The organism is Catenulispora sp. EB89 (genome assembly GCF_041261445.1).
GTDB lineage: Bacteria > Actinomycetota > Actinomycetes > Streptomycetales > Catenulisporaceae > Catenulispora.
In genome coordinates this window covers 220,091-242,046 of record NZ_JBGCCU010000008.1, presented here as the reverse complement: position 1 = coordinate 242,046, position 21,956 = coordinate 220,091, and the positions used below count along the sequence as shown (strand labels likewise).

The following is a 21,956-nucleotide window of genomic DNA, read 5'->3' as shown; positions in this document are numbered from 1 at the left end:
CGGGCTGTGGAAGATGTCGGGACACGGCTGCCGGGCAGCCGGAAGCTAGACAGACGCGGCGGACCGGCGCGCGGCCGACGCTTGGGCGGCGGCCAGCGGTTCGGGCGCGGCCCAGGCCGCGACGTCGACCGGAGCGGCCAGGAAGCCCTGGCCGCGCAGGAAGTGCTCCTGCCGCGCCAGCAGGCCCAGGCGGTGCTCGGACAGGTCCAGGTGCAGGTCGGAGGATCCGGCGCCGCGGTAGGCACCGGCCACGCCCTCGGGCCCGGCGCCGGTCTCGGCGGCCAGGATCCGGGCCAGCTCGCCCGGGTGCGACGCGGCCCAGTCGGCGGCCTCGACCAGCACCCGCAGGAAGCGGACCACCAGCTCGGGATGCCGGTCCAGCAGGTCCTGGTGCACGGTGACCGGGCGCGGCGTGCCGTTGTTGATCCGGACCGCCGGGTCGGCGAAGGCGTCCAGGTCGATGCCGATGACCGCGCCGTGCGCGGCGGCCGCCTCCACCGCCAGCGCGCCCTTGACGTACACGGCGTCGACCCGGCCGGCGCGCAGCGCTTCGAGCTCGGCGATCCACTGCCCCGCCGACGGCGCCGCGACCACCTCGACCGGGGTCACGTCGCCGAAGCCCAGGCCGGTCCCGGCGGCGGCCAGCGCGCCGCGGAACCCGGCCAGCGCCATCGCGCGCCAGAAGTCGATCGCGATGTCCCGGCGCGGGACCGCGATCCGGAGCCCGGCCAGGTCGCCGGGCTCGGCGATCCGGTCCCGGTCCTCGGCGCGGACCAGGATCGCCTGCCGTTCCTCGATCCAGGTCAGGCCGATCAGCCGGGTCCGTTCCCCCGCCGCCCGGGCCCACAGCGCCGGGACGTTGCCGCCTTCGCGGAACAGGCCGGTCAGGGCGTGCGTGAAGTGCCGGTCGCGCGGCACGTCGGGACCAGCGTCCTGGAGCGAGCGGACCGCGAGGCCGTCAGCGGCGAACTCGGCGGCCAGCCAGCCGCGGTCGGCGGCGATGCCGGTGGCGGTCGGCACCGGACAGCGGGTGAACCAGAGGGTGTCGAGCGTCGGCGGGACGAGCGGGGAGATCGGGGCGGCGGGTGTCGGCATAGCAGTGCCCTCACAGGGGGGATGGGCCGGCGCGCGCCTGGGGGCAGGCACGACTCCGGAGGCAAGAAGGGAAACGAGAAAGACGCGGCGGGGTGGATCCGCGGGGTGGATCAATGCGATCAGTGAGATCTATGCGATCGGCGCGACCGGAGCGATCGGTCGGCGCGGCCCGCCGGGCGAGGTCAGACCGGACAGATGGCGCTGGAGACGCGCACCAGATCGACGTGGCGGCGTGCTGTCAGGGCGGGGCGGACCGGGATGGGTCGCGGGCGCGGGCGGTCGGTGCCGTGTGCGTTCATCGCGATCCTCCCTCCTGTCCCGGTGGCCCGGCGGTCCCGGGCCGGCGCCGGCCCGGCGCCTGGCTTCCACTATCCGGGAGGAGCCGAGCGAAGACAATCACTGCGCGTAAATCGTCCACACTGCGGGATTAGTTCGGTGCCAGACACGTTGCCGGCGCCACGATCTCCCACAATATGGAATACTCCAGCGCATGGACCGAGATTCCGCACCGGCGGCGCCGCGCGAGGGCGCACAGGCCGTGCACCGGACGCTGGCGCTCCTGCAGTGCTTCTCCGACAGCCCCCAGGACCTGACCGCGTCCGACTTGGCGCGCCGCACCGGCCTGGCGCTGTCGACCGCGCACCGCCTGCTCAAAGTCCTGACGAACGAGGCCTTCCTGGAACAGGACCCGGCCACGGCCCGCTACCGCCTCGGCCCGTCCCTGGCCGAACTGGGCCGGCTGGCGTACCACCGCCGGGGCCTGCACCGCGCCGAACCCGAACTGGCCGAGCTCTCCGCCCGCACCGGCGCGACCGCGGACCTGGCGACCCGCGTCGCCGAGCACGCCGTCATCCTGGTCGGCGGCTCCCTGGACCGCGACGGCGCACGAGGCCTGCGCCGCCCCCTGCACTCCACCGCCCTCGGCAAGGTCCTGCTGGCCTGGGGCGACGACGCGGACCTGGCCGCACTCCCCCGACCACAACTCACCGGCCGCACCATCACCGACCCCCGCGACCTGCGCGACGAACTGGAACGCGTCCGCACCGCGGGCTTCGCCCTCAACGAAGGCGAGTCCAGCGCGGGCGTCCGCACCGTCGCCGTCCCGGTCCTGGACAACGCGAACCGAGCCCGCTTCGCCCTGGCGCTGCGCTCCTCCCCCGAGGCGATGGCCAGCGCCCGGCTGGGATGGTTCGCCGAGCAGGCCGCGGCGTGCGCCACCGCGTTGGAAGTGCTCTTGCTCCCGCCGGGGCAACGGCGCACCGGGCCGCGTCCGCCGATCGCGCTGCCTTAGGCGCGCCGCCGGTTGGCGTCGGGTGTCAGGTTTCATCACCGCTACGACGCGGCGCGCTCCTGAGCTTCGAGGAGCTCGGCAGCGTGCTCCACCGTCCAGCGGCCCAACGCCTCCATCGGGCCGTCGACCAGGCTCCGTCCCAGGGCGGTCAGGCCGTACTCGACGCGCGGCGGAGCCTCGGCGTGCGCGCGGCGGTCGATCAGGCCGCTGGCGAGCAGCCGGTGCAGCGCTTCGGTCAGCACCTTGTCGCTGAGGCCACCGATCGCCGTACGCAGTTCGCGGCGCCGGCGCGGCCCCGGCCGGAGCGCCACCAGCACGACCGGGTCCCAGGTGTGCGCGAACAGCTCGGTCCCCGCGCGCAGTTGGCAGTCGACGACAAGCTCGCCGCTGTGGTCTTCGTGGTTACTCATGGCGGCTGCCATTATCGCGTCCCCGATGCCTACCGATCGGTGCGTACCGGCTTCCCTACCGTGGCTCGCGAACGATCAGCGTGAGTCCGACACACAAGAAGGAACCGGCCATGAGAATCGGCATTCTGGGGACGGGAACACTGGCGGCGGCGTTGGGCGAAGCCTGGTCACGCGCCGGGCACCAGGTGGTCGTCGGCGGACGATCCCCGGCGAGGGCACAGGCCCTGGCCCACCGGTTGGGCCACGGGGTGCGGGCCGCCGCCCCGCGCGAGGCCGTCGCCGGGTGCGACGCGGTGTTGCTCACCGTGGCGTGGGCCGGCGTGGAGGACATGCTGCGCGAATCAGGAGCCTGCGAAGGCGCGCTGGCGGGGACGCCGTTGATCGATCCGACGAACGCCGTCGAGCACGGCGTAGGCGTGTTGCTCACGGACGCGGGTGATTCGGCGGCGGAGCGGATCGGCCGGCTGGCGCCGGGGGCGCACGTCGTCAAGGCGTTCCATCTCGTTCCCGCCGAGCAGTGGTCGGCGGGAACCGCCAACGGTGCCGACTCCCCCGTAACGGTACCCATCTGCGGCGACGACCCGGCGGCCGTGGAGCTCGTCGGCCGGCTCGTGCGCGATGTCGGCGCGGTGCCGGCCCTGTTCGGAACGCTGGACCGGGTCCGGCAACTGGAGGAGGTCGCGGGTTTCGTCATCGGGCTGGCGTTCGCCGGCACCGATCCGAGCTCCGCGATCCCGCGTGTCGGCGGCGCGCGGTGACACCACGATCGCCGCCGCCGCGATCGCCGGTGCCGCAACCACCGCCCCCGCACCCCCGAAAGCCCCGAGAACCCCGAAACTCGAAGAATTCGCACATCCCTCGCCTCCCTCCCCGAGCGCGCGGGGCCTCCGATTCGGCAGAATCCCGGTATGGCGATCTTGCGCTCCTCTGTACCGGCCCCGGAAGCCGCGATGACCTCGGCCGACGACCGGAGCACTCCGCGCCGGCAGTTCCTGCGCACCGAGACCGGGAGTGCGGCGCTGCTGGCCGCCGCCGCGGTCGTGGCGCTGGCCTGGGCGAACATCGCGCCGGCCGGGTACGACACCGTGTGGGCGACCCGCGCGGCGGTCACCGTCGGGCGCTACGGGGTGGACCAGGACCTGCGGGGCTGGGTCAACTCCGGGCTGATGACCTTCTTCTTCCTGGTCGTGGGGCTGGAGGCGCGGCGGGAGTTCGACATGGGCGAGCTGCGGCGGCGCAGCCAGCTCGCGCTGCCGCTGGCCGCCGGGGTCGGCGGGGCGGTGGTGCCGGTCGCCATCTACCTGGCCGTCAACGCCGGGCACTCGTCGTGGCACGGCTGGGGCGCGGCGATGAGCACCGACACCGCGTTCGCGCTGGGCGCGCTGGCGCTGGTCGGGCGGGGTCTGCCGCTGCGGGTCCGCACCTATCTGCTGACCGTTTCGGTGGTCGACGACGTGGTCGGCATCCTGGTGATCGCCTTCGTCTACAGCAGCCGGGTGGAGCTGGTCGCGCTGCTGGTCGGGCTGGCGCTGCTCGCGCTGGTCCTGGTGCTGCGGCAGCGCGGCGTGCGCTACGGGCCGCCGTACTTCGTGATCGGGCTCGCGGCCTGGGTCGCGTTCTTCAAGTCCGGCGTGGACCCGGTGGCCGTCGGGCTGGTGATCGGCCTGCTGACGTTCGCCTATCCCGCCGCCCGCGACGATCTGCAGCAGGCCAGCGAGCGGTTCCGGAGCTTCCGCGAGCAGCCGACGGCCGAGCTGGCGCAGAGCGCGCGGCTGGGGGTGTCGGCCGCGATCTCACCGAACGAGCGGCTGCAGAGCTGGTACCACCCCTGGACCAGCTATGCGATCGTGCCGCTGTTCGCGCTGGCCAACACCGGCATCCCGATCGACGCGCGCTTCCTGGCCGACGCCTACTCCTCCCCGATCACGCTGGGCATCCTGATCGCGTACGTGGTCGGCAAGCCGGCCGGCACCGTGGGCTCCGCCTGGCTGCTCACCCGGGCCAGCCGCGGCCGGGTCCGGCTGCCGGTGGGCTGGGCCGGGGCCGCGGGCGCCGGGGCGGCCGCCGGCATCGGGTTCACCGTGTCGCTGCTGATCGCCACCCTGGCCTTCCACGGCGTGCAGCTGGAGCAGGCCAAACTCGGCGTGCTCACCGCGGCGCTGGTGTCCTCGGCGCTGGCCTGGGCCGTCTTCCGGATCACGGCGCTGCTGCCCAAGCCGGCCCGGCAGCGCGCGCTGCTGGGCACCACCGAGTCGATCATCGACCTGGCGGTCCCGGTCGACCCGCACCGCGACCACGTGCGCGGCCCGGCCCGGGCCCCGGTCACGATCGTCGAATACGGGGACTTCGAATGCCCCTACTGCGGCCAGGCCGAGCCGGTGGTGCGGGCCCTGCTGGCAGAGTTCGGCGACGTCCGGTACGTCTGGCGGCACCTGCCGCTCGACGACGTCCACCCGCGGGCCCGCCTGGCCGCAGAGGCCTCCGAGGCCGCGGCCCGCCAGGACGCGTTCTGGCCGATGCACGACCTGCTGATGGCGCACCAGGACGCCCTGACCCCGGTCGACCTGCGGCGCTACGCGACCGAGCTGGACCTGGACCTGGCACGCTTCACCGAGGACCTGCGCGGCCACGTCCACGCCAACCGCGTCGCCGAGGACGTCGACTCCGCCGATCTGAGCGGCGTGTCCGGCACGCCGTCGTTCTTCATCAACGGCCGGCGCCACCACGGCGCGTACGACATCGAGACGCTCACGACCGCGGTCAAGGCCGCCTATGCGCGGGCGCGGATCGCGGGGGCTTCGAGCGAGGACGGCTGAGTTGGACTCGGTCGGACTGAGCCGGACTGAGCCGCGGCCTCGTCCGCAGCACCGCTCACAGGAGCCTGACCAGCCCCTTGACCACGAAGTAGCACCCGGCACCGGCCGCGACAACGACGGTGATGACCCGGCCGTGGCGAGCGAACCACGCGTTGGCGCTGCCGAGCATCGCGGACGTGCGCTCCGGCGCGACCAGGTACGTCAGGATCGGCAGCTCGGCCATCAGCAACACGATCGCCGCGATGAGGATCACCTCGGCGGTGCGGACCCCCACCGCGGGCTTCGCCTGCGCGACCGAGTGCAGCGACATCAGATACATCGGCGACGGCGAGCCCATCGCCAGCCCCAACACCACGGCCGTGGCCAACCGGGTCTCGCGCCGACGTTCCTTCTTGTCCCGCGGCGGACGGCGCAGCATCACCACAGCGAACACCACGGCCGCCACGCCGAGCGCGATGTCCAAAGCGGGCGGCACCGTCGGATGGCGCCGGCTGTCGTCGATCCTGGTGTCGGCCAGGACAGTCACGACAAGGAAGCCGACCATGAGGGTGACCGCGGCCGCCGCCGCGAGGAAGGCCAGCGACAGCTGCCGCCCGCGCTCCCGAGCGAGCAGGCCGGCGACGACGACGAGCGTGGCCGGGGAGAACGACGCCGCCAGCGCGGTCGGCACAGCCTCCCAGAGCATCAAGTCACTCCCGTTCACCGTACGGCGTTACGTCCGATTCTTACCTAATACGGCATAAGAGTACCTATTCTGTATCCGTGTCAGAGCCGTCGCGTGGTGAACAGGGTGGTCCCATGCACCGGGTCCACTTCCGTCCGCCCGGTCTCGGTGAACCCGACTTTGGCCAGCACGCGGCGAGAAGCGACGTTCCAATCCCAGACCGTGGCCCACAGACGCCCATACCCCAGCGATTTCGCCCACTCCAGCACCGCCAACGAGGCCTCAGTCGCGTATCCCTGACCCCAGACTCGGCGCAGAAACTCGAATGCCAGTTCCGGCTCCCCTGCCGATCCTCGCCCACTGTCGACCAGCCCGCAGTAGCCGACGACGTCGCCCGAGGCCTTGCGCTCGACCGCCAGCAACCCGACAGCGGACTGCTGGCCGGTGCGGATCGAATCTTCCAGCTCGGCAAGCGTGGGATGGCCATCGGCATCGATGCGGCGACGCGACGGAACCCGTGGATCACGTTCGGTCCACAGCTCACGCAGGACGACAGCCTCGGCAACCCGCCACGGCCTGAGCAACAGGCGACTCGTCTCAAGCACAATGTCGCCGTCCGGATTCGCCTCGCTTTCCATGACAGCAACCATCGCACGTACACACGGACTGTCTAATGATTCAGTTCACGCGACACTAGTTCGCCGCCACGGTGCCGCTGTTCACTACCGCCGAGCACAGCAGATACGACTTGTCGGCGGGCCGCCATGAACCGTCCGAGGTGGCGTTCCATCCGGGGACGTCGGTGGTGTTGCACTGGGCCGTCGGGTCGTCGAAGCGCCGCAGCACCTGCCAGACCTCCTCGCCGGTCGGCGGCTTGGCCGAGCACGCGATCGGGGCCCAGGGCATCGAGGCGCCGCCGATCGGGGCGGCGTAGAAGCACTGGCCTTCCTTGATGTTCTTGATGTCGTACGGCGTCGCGTGCGTGAAGTGGTCGTGGACGTAGTTCCAGATCGGCTGGTGCCAGATGAGGAGCACGAGGGCCAGGATGAGGCCCAGGCCTCCGAGGACGTCGTTGCCGCTGCTCTTGCCGGCGCTCGACGAGGTCGTCGGCGGCGTGGAGCTCGTCGTCGGCATGAGGCCCACCGCGGCGAGACTGTTCGTCTGGCCCGGCGGCGCGATCACCTTCGTCGGCGCGTTCGGCACTTTCGGCTCGCTCGGCACGTTCGGTATGTTCGCCGCGCCCGACAGCCCGGCCGTCAGCATCTGCCGCGCCGCCTCGACCGTCGGCCGCTCCTCGGGATCCTTCTGAAGCAGTGCCATGATCAGGCCCTCAAGATCGCCGGCGTGCCGCGGCCACTCCGGGTCCTTGCGCACGATCGCCGCCATCACCGCGGTCGGCGTGTTCCGGTGGAACGGCGAGACGCCCTCGACCACCTCGTACAGCGTGACACCGAGGGCGAACATGTCGCCGGCTTTGACGTCCTCGCCGTCCAGCCGCTCGGGCGACATGTACTGCAGCGAGCCGATCAGCATGGCGCGCGTGGTCTGGGTCGTGTCGGCGTGGTGCTTGGCGATGCCGAAGTCGGCGAGCAGAACCGTGCCGTCCGCGGCCAGCATGACGTTCGCCGGCTTGACGTCGCGGTGGATGATCCCCTTGCCGTGCGCCTCGGCCAAGGCGGCCAGCAGGCCGCCCGCGATCGTCCGCGCCTCGGCCACCGGCAGCCGGGTGCGCGCCGCCAACTCGTCGAGCAGCGAGCGCCCCTCGACCAGCCGCATCACCAGCCACGGGGCGCCGCCGTCGAGCACCACGTCGTAGACCGCGACGATGTTCGGCGCGTCCCGGACCCGCGCGCCGTTGCGGGCCTCGTGCTCAGCACGCCCGATGAGCTTCGCCCGCTCGGCGTCGGTCGCCGTCGGGTCGAGCCGCACCTGCTTGAGGGCCACCTCGACGCGCAGCGTCTCGTCGTAGGCACGCCACACATTGCCCATGCCGCCGGACGCGATGAGCGCCCGCAGCACGAAGCGATCCGCGATCCGATCCCCGACGTCGGCCATCGAGCCCCCCTTAATGAACACCGGCGTACGCAGCGTACCAGGCCTCTGACGAGGGCGGGAACGGCTCAGCAGGCTGATCCGCCGGGGGCCTCTGGCGTCTTCTTCGTTCCGGGGCGAGATCCGCGATCGCTCTTGCCCCTTTCTGCCGCCTGTTCACGGGTCGACAGCCCGCGACCAGTTCAGGGCGTTGCTCGCGCACGCGGGCGGCTCTAGCCCGGTGCCCGGTGCTTCTTCCTACGTTTGTCGTGGTTCAGGCGCGGGTTCTCCGCGCACGACACAGGGAGGGAACCTTGTTCAAGGAACGCCGCACGGTCGCGGCCGTCCATCGGCCGCCAACGCACCACCGAACGCAACACCGAACGCACCAGCACCGGCGCGCGCTGAGCACTCTGGCCGCAGTGGCCGTGGTGCTCGGGGTGGGGCTCGCCAGCGCTCCGCAGTCCTCCGCGGCCACTGGTGCCGGTGCCGGTAACCGCGCCGCCGCCACGAGTACGCCCACGAAAACCAAGCCCAAAGGCATCAGCGACGCAGCCGTCATGGCCGCGCACGCCGCGGCGAAACCCGCGGTCGAAAATGCCTGCGCCGCCCCCAAGCCGGGATCCGCGACCTGCCTCGCGCAGCGGCGTACCGATCTCAGACCACTGGCTCGCGGCACCGCCGCGCCCTTCAACACGCCCTGGGGCTACGGGTACTTCCCCTCCGACCTGCAGAGCGCCTACGGGGTCGGGGCGACCGCGAACGGTCCGCAGACCACCGTGGCGATCGTCGACGCCTACGACGATCCCGCCATCGTCGCGGACGACGCGGCCTACCGGGCCCAGTTCGGCCTGGCCGCCTGCGACCCCACGACGCTGTCGGGCTGCGTGACCAAGGTCAACGAGCTCGGTGCCCCGGCGCCGCTGCCCGCCGCAGCATCCGGCGCCACCATCGGCTGGGCCACCGAGGAGACGCTGGACGTGGACATGGTGTCCGCGCTGTGCCAGCAGTGCCACATCCTGCTGGTCGAGACGAACAGCGCCGGCTACGGGGACCTCGGTGCCGGCGTCAACTCGGCCGTCGCCGAGGGAGCCAAGTACGTCTCCAACAGCTACGGCGGGCCCGAGTTCAGCGGGGAGACCCAACTCGACACCGCCTACTACAACCACCCCGGCGTCGTCATCACCGCCTCCGCCGGCGACAGCGGCTACGGGGTCATGTATCCGGCTGCCTCCCCCGACGTGACCGCGGTCGGCGGCACCTCGCTGTCGACCGGCGGCAACGGCCGCGGCTGGACCGAGAGCGCCTGGTCCGGCACCGGCTCCGGCTGCTCCGCCTACGAGGCGAAGCCGGCCTGGCAGTCGGACACCGGCTGCTCCCGGCGCACCGTGGCCGATGTCTCGGCGGACGCCGACCCGAACACCGGCGTGGCCGTCTACGACAGCTACAACGCGGGCGGGTGGACGCAGGTGGGAGGCACCAGCGAGTCCTCCCCGATCATCGCCGCCGTGTACGCCCAGGCGAACGACATCACCGCCGGGACGTACCCCGCGTCGTATCCGTACGCGCACATCGGTCACCTCAACGATGTCACGAGCGGCAGCAACGGCAGCTGCAGCCCGACCTACCTGTGCACCGCCCAGACCGGTTACGACGGGCCCACGGGCAGCGGCACGCCGCAGGGGACGGCCGGCTTCGTGCCGGACACCGCGTTCTCGGACCCGAACCTGGTGCTCGGCGCCAGAAGCACGGACGGCAACACCTACGCCTCCCAGGGCGCGCTGAGCGGCGCGTCGTGGAACCTCGAGATATCCGGTGCCGCGCACCAGGCCGTGGCGAGCGATTCCACGAACGGTCCGTTGCTCGTCGCCTCCACCGGCAACGGCGAGGTGTACGCGAAGGAGGGCGGCCTGTCCGCCGGCTGGGTCGACGAAGGCGGCCCGGCGACCCAGGTCGCGGCCGCGAGCGACCCGGCGAACGGTCCGCTGGTGGCGTACGTCGCCTTCGGCGGGGAGCTGTACGTGAAGGAGGGCAGCCTGTCCGCCGGGTGGGTGGACGAAGCCGGCGACGTCGCGCAGGTCGCGGTCGCCAGCGACCCGGTCCACGGCCCGCTGCTGGTGATCGTGCAGTCCAACGGCGAGGTCTGGGCCAAGGAGGGCGGCCTGTCGACGAACTGGGTGGACGAAGCCGGCGGCATGACCCACGTCGCGGCGGCCAGCGATGCCGCGAACGGCCCGCTGATCACGGCCCTGAGTTCGACCGGCGAGGTCTGGTCGAAGGCGGGCGGCCTGTCGACGAACTGGGTGGACGAGGCGGGCGGCATGACCCAGATCGCGGTCGCCAGCGACCCGGTCGACGGCCCGCTGATCACCGCGATCCGCGCCGACGGCGAGGTCCTCGCCAAGGAGGGCGGGCTCTCGACGAACTGGGTCGACGAGCACACCCAGGCCGCCTCGATCGCCGTGGGCAGCGATCCCGGCAACGGTCCGCTCATCTTCACCCTGAACAGCAGCGGCACGGCTTACGTGAAGGCCGGCGCGCTGTGGACGAGCTGGGTGTACGTGGGAAAGAACGTCCTGGACATCGCCGCCACGGGGTGATGCCCGGCAACGGGTGACCGAGCCGCCGGCGGTCGCATGTGGGATCCACGTGCGAGCGCCGGCGGCGCTTACCGTCCGATGACAGGTTCCGCACGAGGCATATCAGAGGCCTACCAGCGGTGCCAGAATCATCCCCGGGGTCCACGGCAGGGATCCCGGGGAGCGATGGCACAACCATGGCCGGCAAGGCACACACCGTCCGGGACGACGACAGTCCGCTGCGCCGTGCGCGCGAGGCGGCGGGTATCAGCCAGAAGGAGCTCGCCGGACGCGCCGGGATGAGCGTCCGGGCTCTGCGATACCTCGAAGACGGCCAGGTCGCCAAGCCCAGGGCGGTCTCGATCCACCGTCTGGCCCGAGCCCTGGACCTGACCGCCGAGGAACTGGCCGAGCGCCTTGCCGGGCCCGCCTCCGCGCGTCCGCGTCCACTGCCCGGCGGTGTCCGGCAGCATCCGCTCCCCGCCGCTGCGGGCCGGATCCGGATCCGGGTCCTCGGCCGGCTCACCATCCTGCGCGGCGACGTGGCCGTCGAGATGAGTTCGCCCCTGCAGCAGGCGGTGCTGGGCCTGCTCGCGGTACGGCACGGGCGCGTCGTCACGGTGCAGGATCTCGTGGACGCGTTGTGGTACGAGGATCCTCCCCGCACCTGCCGGGAGCTGGTCCACACCTACATCGGCCAGGTGCGCCGGGCCCTGGAGCCCGAATCGCGGGCCGGCGAACGCGGCCGGCTGCTGCGCAGCACCGGCGGCGGATACCTGCTCACGGTGGATCCGGAACAGCTCGACCTGGCGGCCTTCGACCGCTTGGCCGAGCAGGGCCGGCGCGCCTGGGAACGCGGCGCGGCGGCCTCGGCGTGCCAGTTGTTCGGCGAGTCGTGGGCGTGTTGGCAGGGATCACAGGTCCTGGAGGGCGACACCCGGCTCGGCGGGCATCCGGCCGTCGCCGGGGTGCAGGCGCGCCGGACGTCGCTGCTGCTCGACTGGTCCGACGCGGCGTTCTCGGTGGGCCGCTACGCGCAGGTCGCCGAACCGCTGCGGGACGTCCACGGCTCCGAGCCGCTGCACGAGGATGTGGCCGCGCGGCTGATGCTGGCCCTGGCGGGCACCGGACGGCAGGCCGCGGCCCTGGCGCTGTTCGAGGAGGTCCGTGCCCTGCTGGACGCCGAACTCGGAGTGTCGCCGGGCGCCGGGCTGCGGGCCGCGCATCTCAGGATCCTGCGCGACCGGCTCCCGGCCCCGGTCGAACGTCCGGCCCCCGCGATACCGACTCCAGCCCAGCTGCCCGCCGAACCGGTCGGGTTCGTCGGCCGCCGCGAGCACCTGGACCGGCTCGACGCGATCATGGCCGAGCACCGGTCCGGACCGGCGGCGACCGGACTGATCGTGCTGACCGGGATGGGCGGACTCGGCAAGACGATGCTGGCGCTGCGCTGGGCGCACCGCGTGCTCGACCGGTTCCCCGACGGGCAGCTCCATGTCGATCTGCGCGGCCACAGCGGCTCCGAACCGGTCCGGCCGCACGCCGCCCTGACCGGCTTCCTGACCGCTCTCGGCATCCCGCCGGCCCAGGTGCCCGAAGGCGTGGAACAGGCCGCGGCGCTGTATCGCAGCCTCCTGGCGGGAAAGCGCGTCCTGGTCCTGCTGGACAACGCCGGGCGGGCCGATCAGATCCGGCCGCTGGTGCCCGCGGGCGGATCGCTCGTGCTCGTCACGTCGCGACATCGCATGACCGGCCTGGTCGCGCGGGACGGCGCGCGGATGATCTCGCTCGACGCACTCGCGCCCCGGGAAGCCCTGGCTCTGCTGGACGGCATGATCGGCACGCCGCGTATCGCGCGGGAGCCCCAGGCCGCCGCGGAACTGGTCCAGCTGTGCGCCAGACTGCCGCTGGCCCTGAGCATCGCCGCGGCGAACCTGGCCGCCAGGCCGCATCTGGGTCTGGCCGATTACGCCAAGACGTTGCAGACGGACAACCGGCTCGACGCCCTGGAGACGGCCGGCGACCCGGACGCCGCCGTGCGAGCCGCGTTCGCACTGTCCGTGGACACCCTGCCGCCCGAGGAGGGCCGCATGTTCCGCCTGCTCGGCGCCGTCCCGGGATTCGACGTGGCGACCGGGACGGCGGCGGCGGTCGCGGGCGTCAGCCACCGCTCGGCGGCCCGGTCGCTCATCGGGCTGGCCGACCGGCACTTGGTGCAGGAGCGCGGTGCCGACCGCTTCGGCATGCACGACCTCGTCCGGCTGTTCGCCTCGGAACTGGCCGACGGCGACGCCGAGAGCGGCGAGGCCGTCGCGCGGCTGGCGCGGCATCACCTGGCCCGCCTGGAATCGGTCGCGGACATCGTCTACCCGCATCTGCTTCATCTGCCCGGCCGCGGCGGCTCGACGGGACGGAAAGGACAGACCGGCCCGGGCGGGCAGGGCAGCCCGGGCAGCGCGAACGGCCTGGGCGACCCGTGCGACGCGGGCGGCCCGAGCAGCGCGGACGGCGCGGACGGCCCGAACGGCCAGGGCGGCCCGGACGGCCCGGACGGCGCGGGCAGCGCGGGCAGCGCGGGCAGCGCGGGCAGCGCGGACGGCCCGAGCGGGCAGGGAAGCGCGGGCGGCCCGAGCGGGCAGGGAAGCGCGGGCGGCCCGGGCGACGCGACCGACGCGACCGACGCGACCGACGCGACCGACCCGAGCATCCCAGCCGCCGACAACGTGCCCGCCTTCCCCGATCCGGCCGCGGCGCTGGCCTGGATCGACACCGAGCGGGCCAATCTCGTCGCGCTGATCCCGCACCTGGTCGGCCAGGGCGGCGCCGCGTCCGCGTCGGCCATGGCCGACCTGATGACCGGCTACTTCATGATGCGTTCGGGGACGGCCGACTGGGCCGCGGTGGCCCAGGCCGCGCGCGCCGCGGCGCCTCTGGGCGACGACCCCCGGGCCGTGGCCGCGGCGGAGTTGTCCACCGCGATGGTGGACGTGGCCCAGGGACGCCACGCTTCGGCGGCGAGGCGCTTCGGCCGGACCGCGGCGCTGGCCGAACGAGCCGGCTGGACGGAATGCCAAGCGGTCGCGCTGAACAACCTCGGCAGCGCGTTGTGGACGGCCGGGCGCATCGAGGAAGCGCTGGCCGCCCTCGAACAGGCTCTGCACCTGCACCGCGCCTGCGGCAGAGCGGCCGGCGAGGCCGTGAGCCTGGCGAACCTCGGCGCGGCCCACCTGGACCGCGGCGCCCTGCTCGACGCGGCCGAGCCCGATGAGCCCGATGACGCCCGAGCGGCGCGGCTGGCCACCGCCGAGTCCCTGCTCACCGCGGCCCTGACGATGCACCGGCAGATCGGCGACCACCGCAACGAAGCAGACACACTGACGAGGCTCGCCCAAGCCCGCCGCGAGCACGGCGATCTCTCCACGGCACTGGAGCTGGCCCAAGCGGCGATCGACACGGCCCGCTCCGCAGGCGATCTGCGTTTCGAGGCAGCGGCCGAAGGCACCGCGGCCACCGTGTCATCCCGCTTGGGAGACGCCCGATCCGCCCTGGAGCACATCGCACGCGCGACCGCGCTGGTGGACTCGATCGACCACCCCCCGCTGGCCGCGCGGATCCATCTCCTCGGCGCCGACGCCTGCCTCGCGCTCGGCCGGTGGGAGGACGCCGCTTTGTACGTCGAGGACGCGCAGCGCGTGGCCCGCCTGGTCGCCTCGCCGATGCTGGAGCGGCAGTGCCTGATATGGACGAGCCGCATCCAGCGCCACCAAGGATGAGGTGCCTGGTGATCCACGCTCACGAGGCCTACGTGAACTGGGGAGTGTCCAACGACGGGTTCTCGTAGTCGTAGATCGCGGCTGCCTTGGAGTAGTGCCATTCGATGTCGAGGAACTTGGTCTTGAGCTGCTCGGCCGCCGCGGCGTCCTCGATGATGAAGCCGTGGTCCTGGGTCGTGTCCGGGTAGAGGTTCCTGGAGCCGATGTAGAACGCCTTGTCGTCGACGAGAACCACCTTGCTGTGGAGGCGGTACTTGACCCGATTCAGCCAGAGCGGCTCGTCCGATACCCGCAGTGGCGCCAGCTGCAGGTTCTCCCTCATCGCCCGGTTCGCATCTGTGGCGAAGCCGGTCTGGAGCTTGACGCGGTCGAAGAGCGGCTGAACGACTTCCGTGCGGACATCGCCGATGTTGGAGTAGTCCGGATAGCCGGGGTTGCTGATGACGATCCTGACCTTGATTCCGAGGAGCATCTTGGCGGCGAGGATGTCGAACAGCCTGACGTCGAACAGGGCGTGGTAGAGGGGGAAGCGGGCGAAACCGTTGATGTCCTGCTGCGAGAGCACGACGTTCGTGTCGGCGCAGGCGATCAGCGTCCGCAAGGCGTTCGCATCGGGGTTGACCGTCATGTAGTCACGGTCAATGTTCGTCTCGTTGTTCGACTTCAGTGGCGGCATCCAGCTCTCGCTGGTCGACAGGTAGGTGCAGGCGGCGTCCTCCACGCGATCCACGTCCGGCAGCCTGTATTCCGATGTGGAGTCGTTCTTCAGGATGCCGAATCCGAGGCTGCCGACGGCGATGACGTCCAGCTGCCCGTCGGGCTCGGCCTTGAACTCAGCGCCCTGATAGAGCTTGCTGATGCCCTCATCGAGGCGATCGTTGGTGGTCGCGAGCCGGACCATGGTCCCTTCCCCGTCGGGGATCGCCGCGTTCGCGCAGGTCCAGGTCCACAGCTCGTCCACGAATTGGCCGGCTGACAGGGCAGCCGGGCCGCGCAGCGCCAGGTCCAGGTCGGTGACCGGAGCCCAGTCGCCCCAGCCGTATCCAGGGAAGCCGACGCGGACTCCGGAGCGCGACGGGTACGCGTCCTGGTAGTAGAAGTTGGCCATCCAGTTGATGCCGCCGTGAATGACGTGCCGGCCGTCCACGATGATGAACTTCGTGTGGTTGTAGGAGGTCACGCCGCGCGTGACCATCAAGGCCACGTTGATGTCGACGGCCGAGTAGAAGTCGCCGATCATCTCCTTCAGCTGGTCGCGGAAGGCCTTCGGATCAGCCGACGTTCCCCGGCCGAGTACGCCGGACAGGACTCGCACCTGCAGCCTGCGCTTCTTCTCGGACGCCTTCCTGGCCGCCTCCCTGAGACCGGCACCCATGGCCTTGGCGAACTCGCCGTCGGGAAAAGGTCCCGCCGGCGAGAACACGCCTTCCAGCACCCCGACGCCGGTGATGTCCACGCCGAATCCCGTGATGTCCACACAGCGTTCCGCGCGCGAGATGGTGGAGCTGATCCTTTCCAGCAGGTTCTTGACGCCGCGCTTGGCCGCCCCTTGCGGCATGAGGCCGCCCGATCGACCCGACCACCCCCAGGCGTCGGGAACCTGCAGGATCCACGAGGCCGGATCGCCGTCCGCCGTGTCGAGCGCGTTTCCAGAGGTGCGTTTCCACACCTTCCCTTCAAGGCCCGGCGAGACATCCAACAGTTCCCTCTGGACTGCGTCCAGGTACGGGGTTTCGCCGGGCCGCCGCGAACGTTCCTCCGCGATCTCCCAGATATGCCCGCCCGGGTCAGCGAAACGGGCCCTGCGCGTGCCCAGCCGGCCGAGCGGCTCTTTGATCGCCGTCACGCCCTGGCCGGCGAGTTCCCTGCACGCCTTGTCCGCGTCGTCGACCCAGATCGTGAACACGACACGCGATCCGGCGTCCTGCGCGGCCGAATCCTTTTCCAGGTTGATGACGGTATTGGCGAATTGGAACTTGGCCGAATCCGCATCGACGGAGTCCGGAGGCTTGCCGAACACCTTCGCGTAGAACTCCACGGCTCGCTCGAGGTCCCCCTGGGACAGGGTTATCACCCCGACATTGGGGCGGATCTCACCCATATGCCAATCCCTTCATTCGCCTCAGTGACATCTTTCATTTCTGGTCAGAATTACCATTGTGTCAGCGAGCCCTGACATATGCAACAGTGTCACACGAATTACCCCGATCAGGGCATGAGTGTGCAGGTGGGGCATCGCGCGGTGGAAACCGGTTGCGATAAGACGGTCGAAGAATTCCCCGTCAAGCCGGGCTGGTTCCGCGGCTGCTGAGGATCGCTGACGTTTCAGGGTGGTTCGAGGCCGGGGCCGGGGCCGGTCTCGACGTCGGCGCCGTGCGAGGCGAGGCCGGCGCCCTTGACGCGACGTCCGCCGTTTCCTACGCTGTGCCAGAATCCTGATACTGAAACGATTCAATTCTCATCAGAGGTAACGGCCATGCCGAATTGTCGCCGCAGCACGGCCCGGGTTCTCATCTCGCGCATGGTGTGGCTGCTCGCGGCCTTCGCGCTGGCGGTCGGAACCGCGCTGATACCCGCGGCCGCCTCGGCAAGCCCGAGCCTGGGCGATGTATCGGTTTCCGGCATGCGGGTCGACGACACCACGAATCCGCTGGGCATCGATGATCCGCACCCGAGCCTCAGCTGGCAGCTGACCTCACAAATCAATGGCGAATATCAGAGTCATTACCGGATTTTGGTCGCCACCAGCGCGAGTGATGTGAGTGCGGGGATCGGGAACATCTGGGATACCGGAGAAGTCGCCTCAGGCAATTCCGTGGGCATCCTGTACGGCGGCCCGGCGTTGGCGTCGGGACAGATCTATTACTGGGCGGTCCAAGCGTGGGACGAGCACGGCACGGCCTCGGCCTGGAGTTCCCCAGCCCAGTGGGAGATGGGGCTCCTGAATTCGGCCGACTGGCAGAGTGCGCAATGGATCAGCCCGAACTCCACTAGCGCGGACGCGCCGCTGTTGCGCAAAGACTTCACACTGGCCAAGCCGATCGCGAAGGCGCGCGCCTACGTGAGCGGCCTCGGCTTCTACGAGCTGCACCTGAACGGCGGAAAAGTAGGTGATCAGGTACTGGCCGGGCCCAGCACCCCCTACGCTCAGCGCGACCTCTACTCCACCTACGACGTGACCGCCGAACTACAGCAGGGTACGAACACGGTGGGTCTGTGGCTCGGCAACGGCTACGACGCGGCCTTCAGCCCGTACGGCTTCCGCTGGCTCGGCCCGAAGCAGGCCGTCGTGCTCATCGAGGTCACCTTCACCGACGGGACCCGGCAGGCGGTCACCAGCGACAACAGCTGGAAGTGGACGACAAGCCCGATCACCGGCAACGACATCTACAACGGCGAGTCCTACGACGCCCGGCTCAACCAGCCCGGCTGGGACACGTCCGGCCTCAACGACTCGGCCTGGCAACCCGTTCAGAGCGTCGCGGCCCCTGGCGGATCGCTGGAGGCGGAGACGATGCCGCCGATCACGGTGGCGCAGACCCTCAACGCGGTGAAACTCACCGAGCCGCAGCCGGGCACCTACGTCTACGACTTCGGACAGAACATCGCCGGCTGGGAGGTCCTGAGCACCCAGGGCCCGACCGGCTCCACCGTGAAGATGCAGACCGCCGAGGAACTGCTCGGCAACGGAACGATCGACACGACCACGAACCGGAACGCCCAGTCCACCGACACCTACACCCTCGCGGGAACCGGCTCGCCGGAGACCTACGAGCCGCGCTTCACGTACCACGGCTTCCGCTATGTGCAGGTCACCGGCGACCCGCAGACCCCGACCCCGGGCAGCCTCCAGGCCCGCGTCGTGCACGCGGATCTGACCGCCACCAGCACGTTCAGCTCCTCCGACGCGCTGCTCGACCAGATCTGGCAGAACAACCAGCAGACGATGATCAACAACCAGATGAGCACGCCGACCGACAATCCGGTCCGTGACGAGCGCACCCCGCCGGGCATGGACGTGCAGGCCTATCACGACGCCTCAACCGTCGAGTTCGACATGGACACCTACTACGCCAACTACCTCCGGGACATGCCGCCCGGCACCGCGCTGCCCAACGACTCCGGCAACGCCCAGCAGCCCGACATGGGCGGCGACCAGGTCACACTCGCCTGGACCCTGTACCAGCAGTACGGAGACCTCGCCACGCTCGCGGCGAACTATCCGCTGATGAAGAAGTTCGTCGACACCAACGCGGCCAACGTACCCGGATACGTCTGGTCCACCGGCTTCGGCGACTGGTGCCCGCCGGATCACAGCGCGAACGCCAACGGCGGCCTGGGGAATCCGAACGCCGGCAACTGCACCAGCGAGGTACCGATCGTCAACACCGCGTTGTCCTACATCCAGGCGCTGGACGTGGCCAGAGCCGCCACAGCCCTGGGCCAGAGCGCCGACTCGGCGCACTACGGGCAACTGGCCGGCGCCATCAAGCAGGCGTTCAACGCGGCCTTCATCAACGCCGACAACGCCAGCTACGGCGACGGCCGCGAGACCACCAGCATCCTGCCCCTCGCCTTCGGCATGGTGCCGGCCGCCGACGTCCCGGCTGTCGGCGCGCGCCTCGTCGACACCGTCCTCACCGGCAACGGCGGCCACCTCGACACCGGGATCTTCGGCACGCGCTATCTCCTGGACGCCCTGGCCGCCGTCGGCCGCACCGATCTGGCGATGACGGCGCTGGACCAGACCTCGTATCCGAGCTTCGGATACGAGATCGGCAAGGGCGCGACCACGGACTGGGAGCAGTGGACGTACGCGTCGAACATGGAGTCCCACGATCACGCGATGTTCGCCGGCGTCAACGCCTCCTTGTACACCCAGCTCGCCGGCATCCAACCCACCGGTCCCGGCTACAGCACCGTGAACGTCGCACCGCAGATCCCCGCCGGCCTGCAGCACGTCGCCGCCGCCATCGACACCGTCCGCGGCACGATCGCCTCGTCCTGGACCGTGACCGGGAACCAGGTCGTCATGAGTGTCACCGTGCCAGTCGGTACGAACGCAAGCGTCCGGGTGCCGAACTTCGGGCAGGGCAACACGACCACCGCCACCCCGGCGAGCGGCGCGAGCCAACAGTCCGTCACCGGCACCGGGACGACCTACAGCGTCGGTTCCGGCACCTGGCAGTTCACCGGCACGCTCGTGCCCGCCTCCAGCACGTCGCTGTCGGGCACCTGGACCCCATGCGCCACCGAGACGAACACTTGCTCGTTCACCGGCACGCAGACCGTCGCTTTCGGTGCCCAGGGCAAGTATCACTACGCCACCGAGACCGGCGGCGTCGCCTGCAGCAACAGCGTCTTCGGCGACCCGGACAGCGGAGTATCCAAAGCCTGCTACATCGAGCCCGCCCCGACGACGAGCGGCGCATGGCAGCAGTGCGCGGCCGAGACGGGCACGTGCTCGTTCGCCGGCACCGAGACAGTGGCCTTCGGCGCTCAAAGCGACTACAACTACGCCACCGCGACCGGCGGAGCGGCCTGCAACGACGCGACCTTCGGCGACCCGGACCAAGGCGTATCAAAAGCCTGCTCCTTGCAGGCCCCGCCACCGGTGGCGACAACCTGGACCCCGTGCTCGGCCGAAACCATCGCCTGCACATTCACCGGAACCCACGACGTCGCCTTCGGCGCCGACGGCCACTACGCCTACGGCACCTTCACCGGCGCGACCCCTTGCGATGACGCGGTGTTCGGGGATCCCGCACCCGGGCAGGTCAAGGCCTGCTACGTGCAATAGCGAGCCCTGACTTCGGCCCGCGACGACTTCGTGTGCATACTTCGCCGCCGCGGGCCACGGCCCGGTCGTCGGTGCCGCAGTGGTCAGTCGCTCCAGTTGCGCCTGACGAACGCAGCGGCCGCGTTCAGGGCGTCATCGGCGTCGTCGAGGATTGCCGCGAAGGACTGGAAGACGTGCGGCACCTCGGGCCAGACCTGCAGTTCGACGGGGACGTCGGCGGAGGCGGCGCGGGCGGCGAGGCGGATGGCGTCGTCGAGCAGGATCTCGTGGGAGCCGGCTTGGATGAGCAGCGGGGGCAGGCCGGTGAGGTCGGCGTTGATCGGGCTGGCCAGCGGGGCGGCCGGGTCCTGGGCGCCGAGGTAGTCCCGTGCTCTGGTGCGCAGGGCTTCGGGGGTGAGGGCCGGGTCGAGCTTCTCCTTGCCGGTGATGCTGTCGCCGGACACGGTCAGATCGGCCCACGGGGAGAAGACCGCCGCCGAGGCGGGCTGCGGCAGGGCACCGTCCTTGAGGGCGACGAGCGTCGCCGCGACCAGGCCGCCGCCGGCGGATTCACCGACGAAGGCGACGCGCGAAGCGGGAACGCCCTGATCGAGCAGCGCACGGTAAGCGGCGACGGCGTCGTCGACGGCTGCGGGGAAGGGGTGCTCGGGGGCGAGGCGGTAGTCGACGGATATCGCTCGTGCGCCGGCACGACGGGCCACGTCGGCAGCCAGGCCGACGGAGTCCGGCGCGGAGCCGAGAGCGTAGGCGCCACCGTGGAAGTAGAGGATCGCTCTCGACGGGTCGAGGCCGGGCGTCTCGACGACCACGACAGGTACGCCGCCGAGTTCGTCCTGCCGGGCCGAGACGTCCTCAGGCAGAGGCGTGGCGGCGATCATCTCGTGGAAGATCGCCCGCTGTTCGGTGACGTCGCCGCCGACGTCGAGCGGGCCGTGCCGCAGGAGTTCGTCGAGCTCCTGGCGTTGTTGCCGGGTCATACAAGGGCCTTTCCAAGGTTGCGGTTCACGGAAGGGAGATCGAACACAAGGACGCGGCTCAGCGCGGCGGCCCGATGATGACGTTCCCGTACTTGTCGGCGATCGCCGGGTTGGGCGTGATCTGGAAGCCGTCCGGGCGCGGCGTCGACTTGTCGCGGCCGGTCTCCCGGAACATCCCCTCGATGCCGGCGGGGGTGTTGATCATCAGCAGGTCCGCCTTCGCGGAGGTGATGCGGTAGCCGTGCGGGATGTTCCGGGGCAGGTAGACGACGCCGCCCTCGGCGAGTTCGTACTCCTGGTCGTCGCACCACACCAGCGCGGTGCCCTTGATCAGCAGGAAGACCTCGTCCTCGCGGGTGTGCTGGTGATACGGCGGCGCTTCGCCCCGGGCGACGTCGAAGCGTCCCATCATCAGCTGTCCGTCCGTGGCTTTGCCGTCGAGCAGCATCGCCAGCGTGCCGCCGTCGAGCCATTCGAGGTGTTGTTGCTGGTCGGGCTGTGCGAGATAGGCCATGCTCAT

Annotated in this window: 15 protein-coding genes; 6 read left to right on the top strand and 9 right to left on the bottom strand. The window is 70.8% G+C overall.

The window, feature by feature from the left end:
• Positions 1-45: 45 nt before the first annotated feature.
• Positions 46-1,095: an ABC transporter substrate-binding protein gene (locus tag ABH920_RS19555; RefSeq protein WP_370350468.1), complete on the bottom strand. Its 1,050-nt coding sequence runs from the start codon at positions 1,093-1,095 to the stop codon at positions 46-48.
• A gap of 182 nt (positions 1,096-1,277) precedes the next feature.
• The gene (locus tag ABH920_RS19550) at positions 1,278-1,394 is read right to left on the bottom strand and encodes a putative leader peptide (RefSeq protein WP_370350467.1); all 117 of its coding nucleotides are present in this window, start codon (positions 1,392-1,394) and stop codon (positions 1,278-1,280) included.
• Between the two features lie 191 nt (positions 1,395-1,585).
• Between ABH920_RS19550 and ABH920_RS19545 the strand changes: the two genes are divergently transcribed.
• Positions 1,586-2,386, top strand: a complete 801-nt coding sequence (locus ABH920_RS19545; protein ID WP_370350466.1) for an IclR family transcriptional regulator — start codon at positions 1,586-1,588, stop codon at positions 2,384-2,386.
• Positions 2,387-2,427: 41 nt separating this feature from the next.
• Here ABH920_RS19545 and ABH920_RS19540 read toward each other — a convergent pair whose 3' ends face one another.
• Positions 2,428-2,796 carry a winged helix-turn-helix transcriptional regulator gene (locus ABH920_RS19540; RefSeq protein ID WP_370350465.1) on the bottom strand — a complete coding sequence of 123 codons (369 nt, stop codon included), beginning with the start codon at positions 2,794-2,796 and terminating at the stop codon, positions 2,428-2,430.
• 80 nt (positions 2,797-2,876) lie between these two features.
• On the opposite strand from ABH920_RS19540, the gene ABH920_RS19535 reads away from it, so the two are divergent.
• Positions 2,877-3,554 (top strand): NADPH-dependent F420 reductase, encoded by a 678-nt coding sequence (locus ABH920_RS19535; protein ID WP_370350464.1) that lies wholly within the window; start codon positions 2,877-2,879, stop codon positions 3,552-3,554.
• Between the two features lie 150 nt (positions 3,555-3,704).
• Entirely contained in the window at positions 3,705-5,612 is a 1,908-nt protein-coding gene (locus ABH920_RS19530) for a Na+/H+ antiporter NhaA (protein ID WP_370350463.1), read from the top strand.
• A gap of 55 nt (positions 5,613-5,667) precedes the next feature.
• Here the strand turns inward: ABH920_RS19530 and ABH920_RS19525 are convergent, their stop codons facing one another.
• From ABH920_RS19525 to ABH920_RS19515, 3 genes are all read right to left on the bottom strand, one after another.
• On the bottom strand, positions 5,668-6,297 hold the full coding sequence (locus tag ABH920_RS19525; RefSeq protein ID WP_370350462.1) for a GAP family protein: 630 nt from the start codon (positions 6,295-6,297) through the stop codon (positions 5,668-5,670).
• 80 nt (positions 6,298-6,377) lie between these two features.
• Positions 6,378-6,914: a GNAT family N-acetyltransferase gene (locus tag ABH920_RS19520; RefSeq protein ID WP_370350461.1), complete on the bottom strand. Its 537-nt coding sequence runs from the start codon at positions 6,912-6,914 to the stop codon at positions 6,378-6,380.
• Between the two features lie 55 nt (positions 6,915-6,969).
• Positions 6,970-8,331, bottom strand: a complete 1,362-nt coding sequence (locus ABH920_RS19515) for a serine/threonine-protein kinase (RefSeq protein WP_370350460.1) — start codon at positions 8,329-8,331, stop codon at positions 6,970-6,972.
• A 398-nt stretch (positions 8,332-8,729) separates the two neighbouring features.
• Between ABH920_RS19515 and ABH920_RS19510 the strand changes: the two genes are divergently transcribed.
• Both ABH920_RS19510 and ABH920_RS19505 read left to right on the top strand, forming a co-directional pair.
• Entirely contained in the window at positions 8,730-10,907 is a 2,178-nt protein-coding gene (locus tag ABH920_RS19510; RefSeq protein ID WP_370350459.1) for a hypothetical protein, read from the top strand.
• A 176-nt stretch (positions 10,908-11,083) separates the two neighbouring features.
• Positions 11,084-14,659, top strand: coding sequence for a BTAD domain-containing putative transcriptional regulator (locus ABH920_RS19505; protein ID WP_370350458.1), 3,576 nt, complete (start codon positions 11,084-11,086; stop codon positions 14,657-14,659).
• A 28-nt stretch (positions 14,660-14,687) separates the two neighbouring features.
• Here ABH920_RS19505 and ABH920_RS19500 read toward each other — a convergent pair whose 3' ends face one another.
• A complete protein-coding gene (locus ABH920_RS19500; protein ID WP_370350457.1) occupies positions 14,688-16,760 on the bottom strand; it encodes a phospholipase D-like domain-containing protein in 2,073 nt (690 codons plus the stop codon).
• Between the two features lie 375 nt (positions 16,761-17,135).
• Here ABH920_RS19500 and ABH920_RS19495 point away from each other — a divergent pair, with 375 nt between their 5' ends.
• Positions 17,136-20,459 carry a family 78 glycoside hydrolase catalytic domain gene (locus ABH920_RS19495; RefSeq protein ID WP_370350456.1) on the top strand — a complete coding sequence of 1,108 codons (3,324 nt, stop codon included), beginning with the start codon at positions 17,136-17,138 and terminating at the stop codon, positions 20,457-20,459.
• A gap of 83 nt (positions 20,460-20,542) precedes the next feature.
• Here the strand turns inward: ABH920_RS19495 and ABH920_RS19490 are convergent, their stop codons facing one another.
• Positions 20,543-21,436 (bottom strand): alpha/beta hydrolase, encoded by an 894-nt coding sequence (locus ABH920_RS19490; protein WP_370350455.1) that lies wholly within the window; start codon positions 21,434-21,436, stop codon positions 20,543-20,545.
• A gap of 58 nt (positions 21,437-21,494) precedes the next feature.
• A complete protein-coding gene (locus ABH920_RS19485; protein WP_370350454.1) occupies positions 21,495-21,956 on the bottom strand; it encodes a cupin domain-containing protein in 462 nt (153 codons plus the stop codon).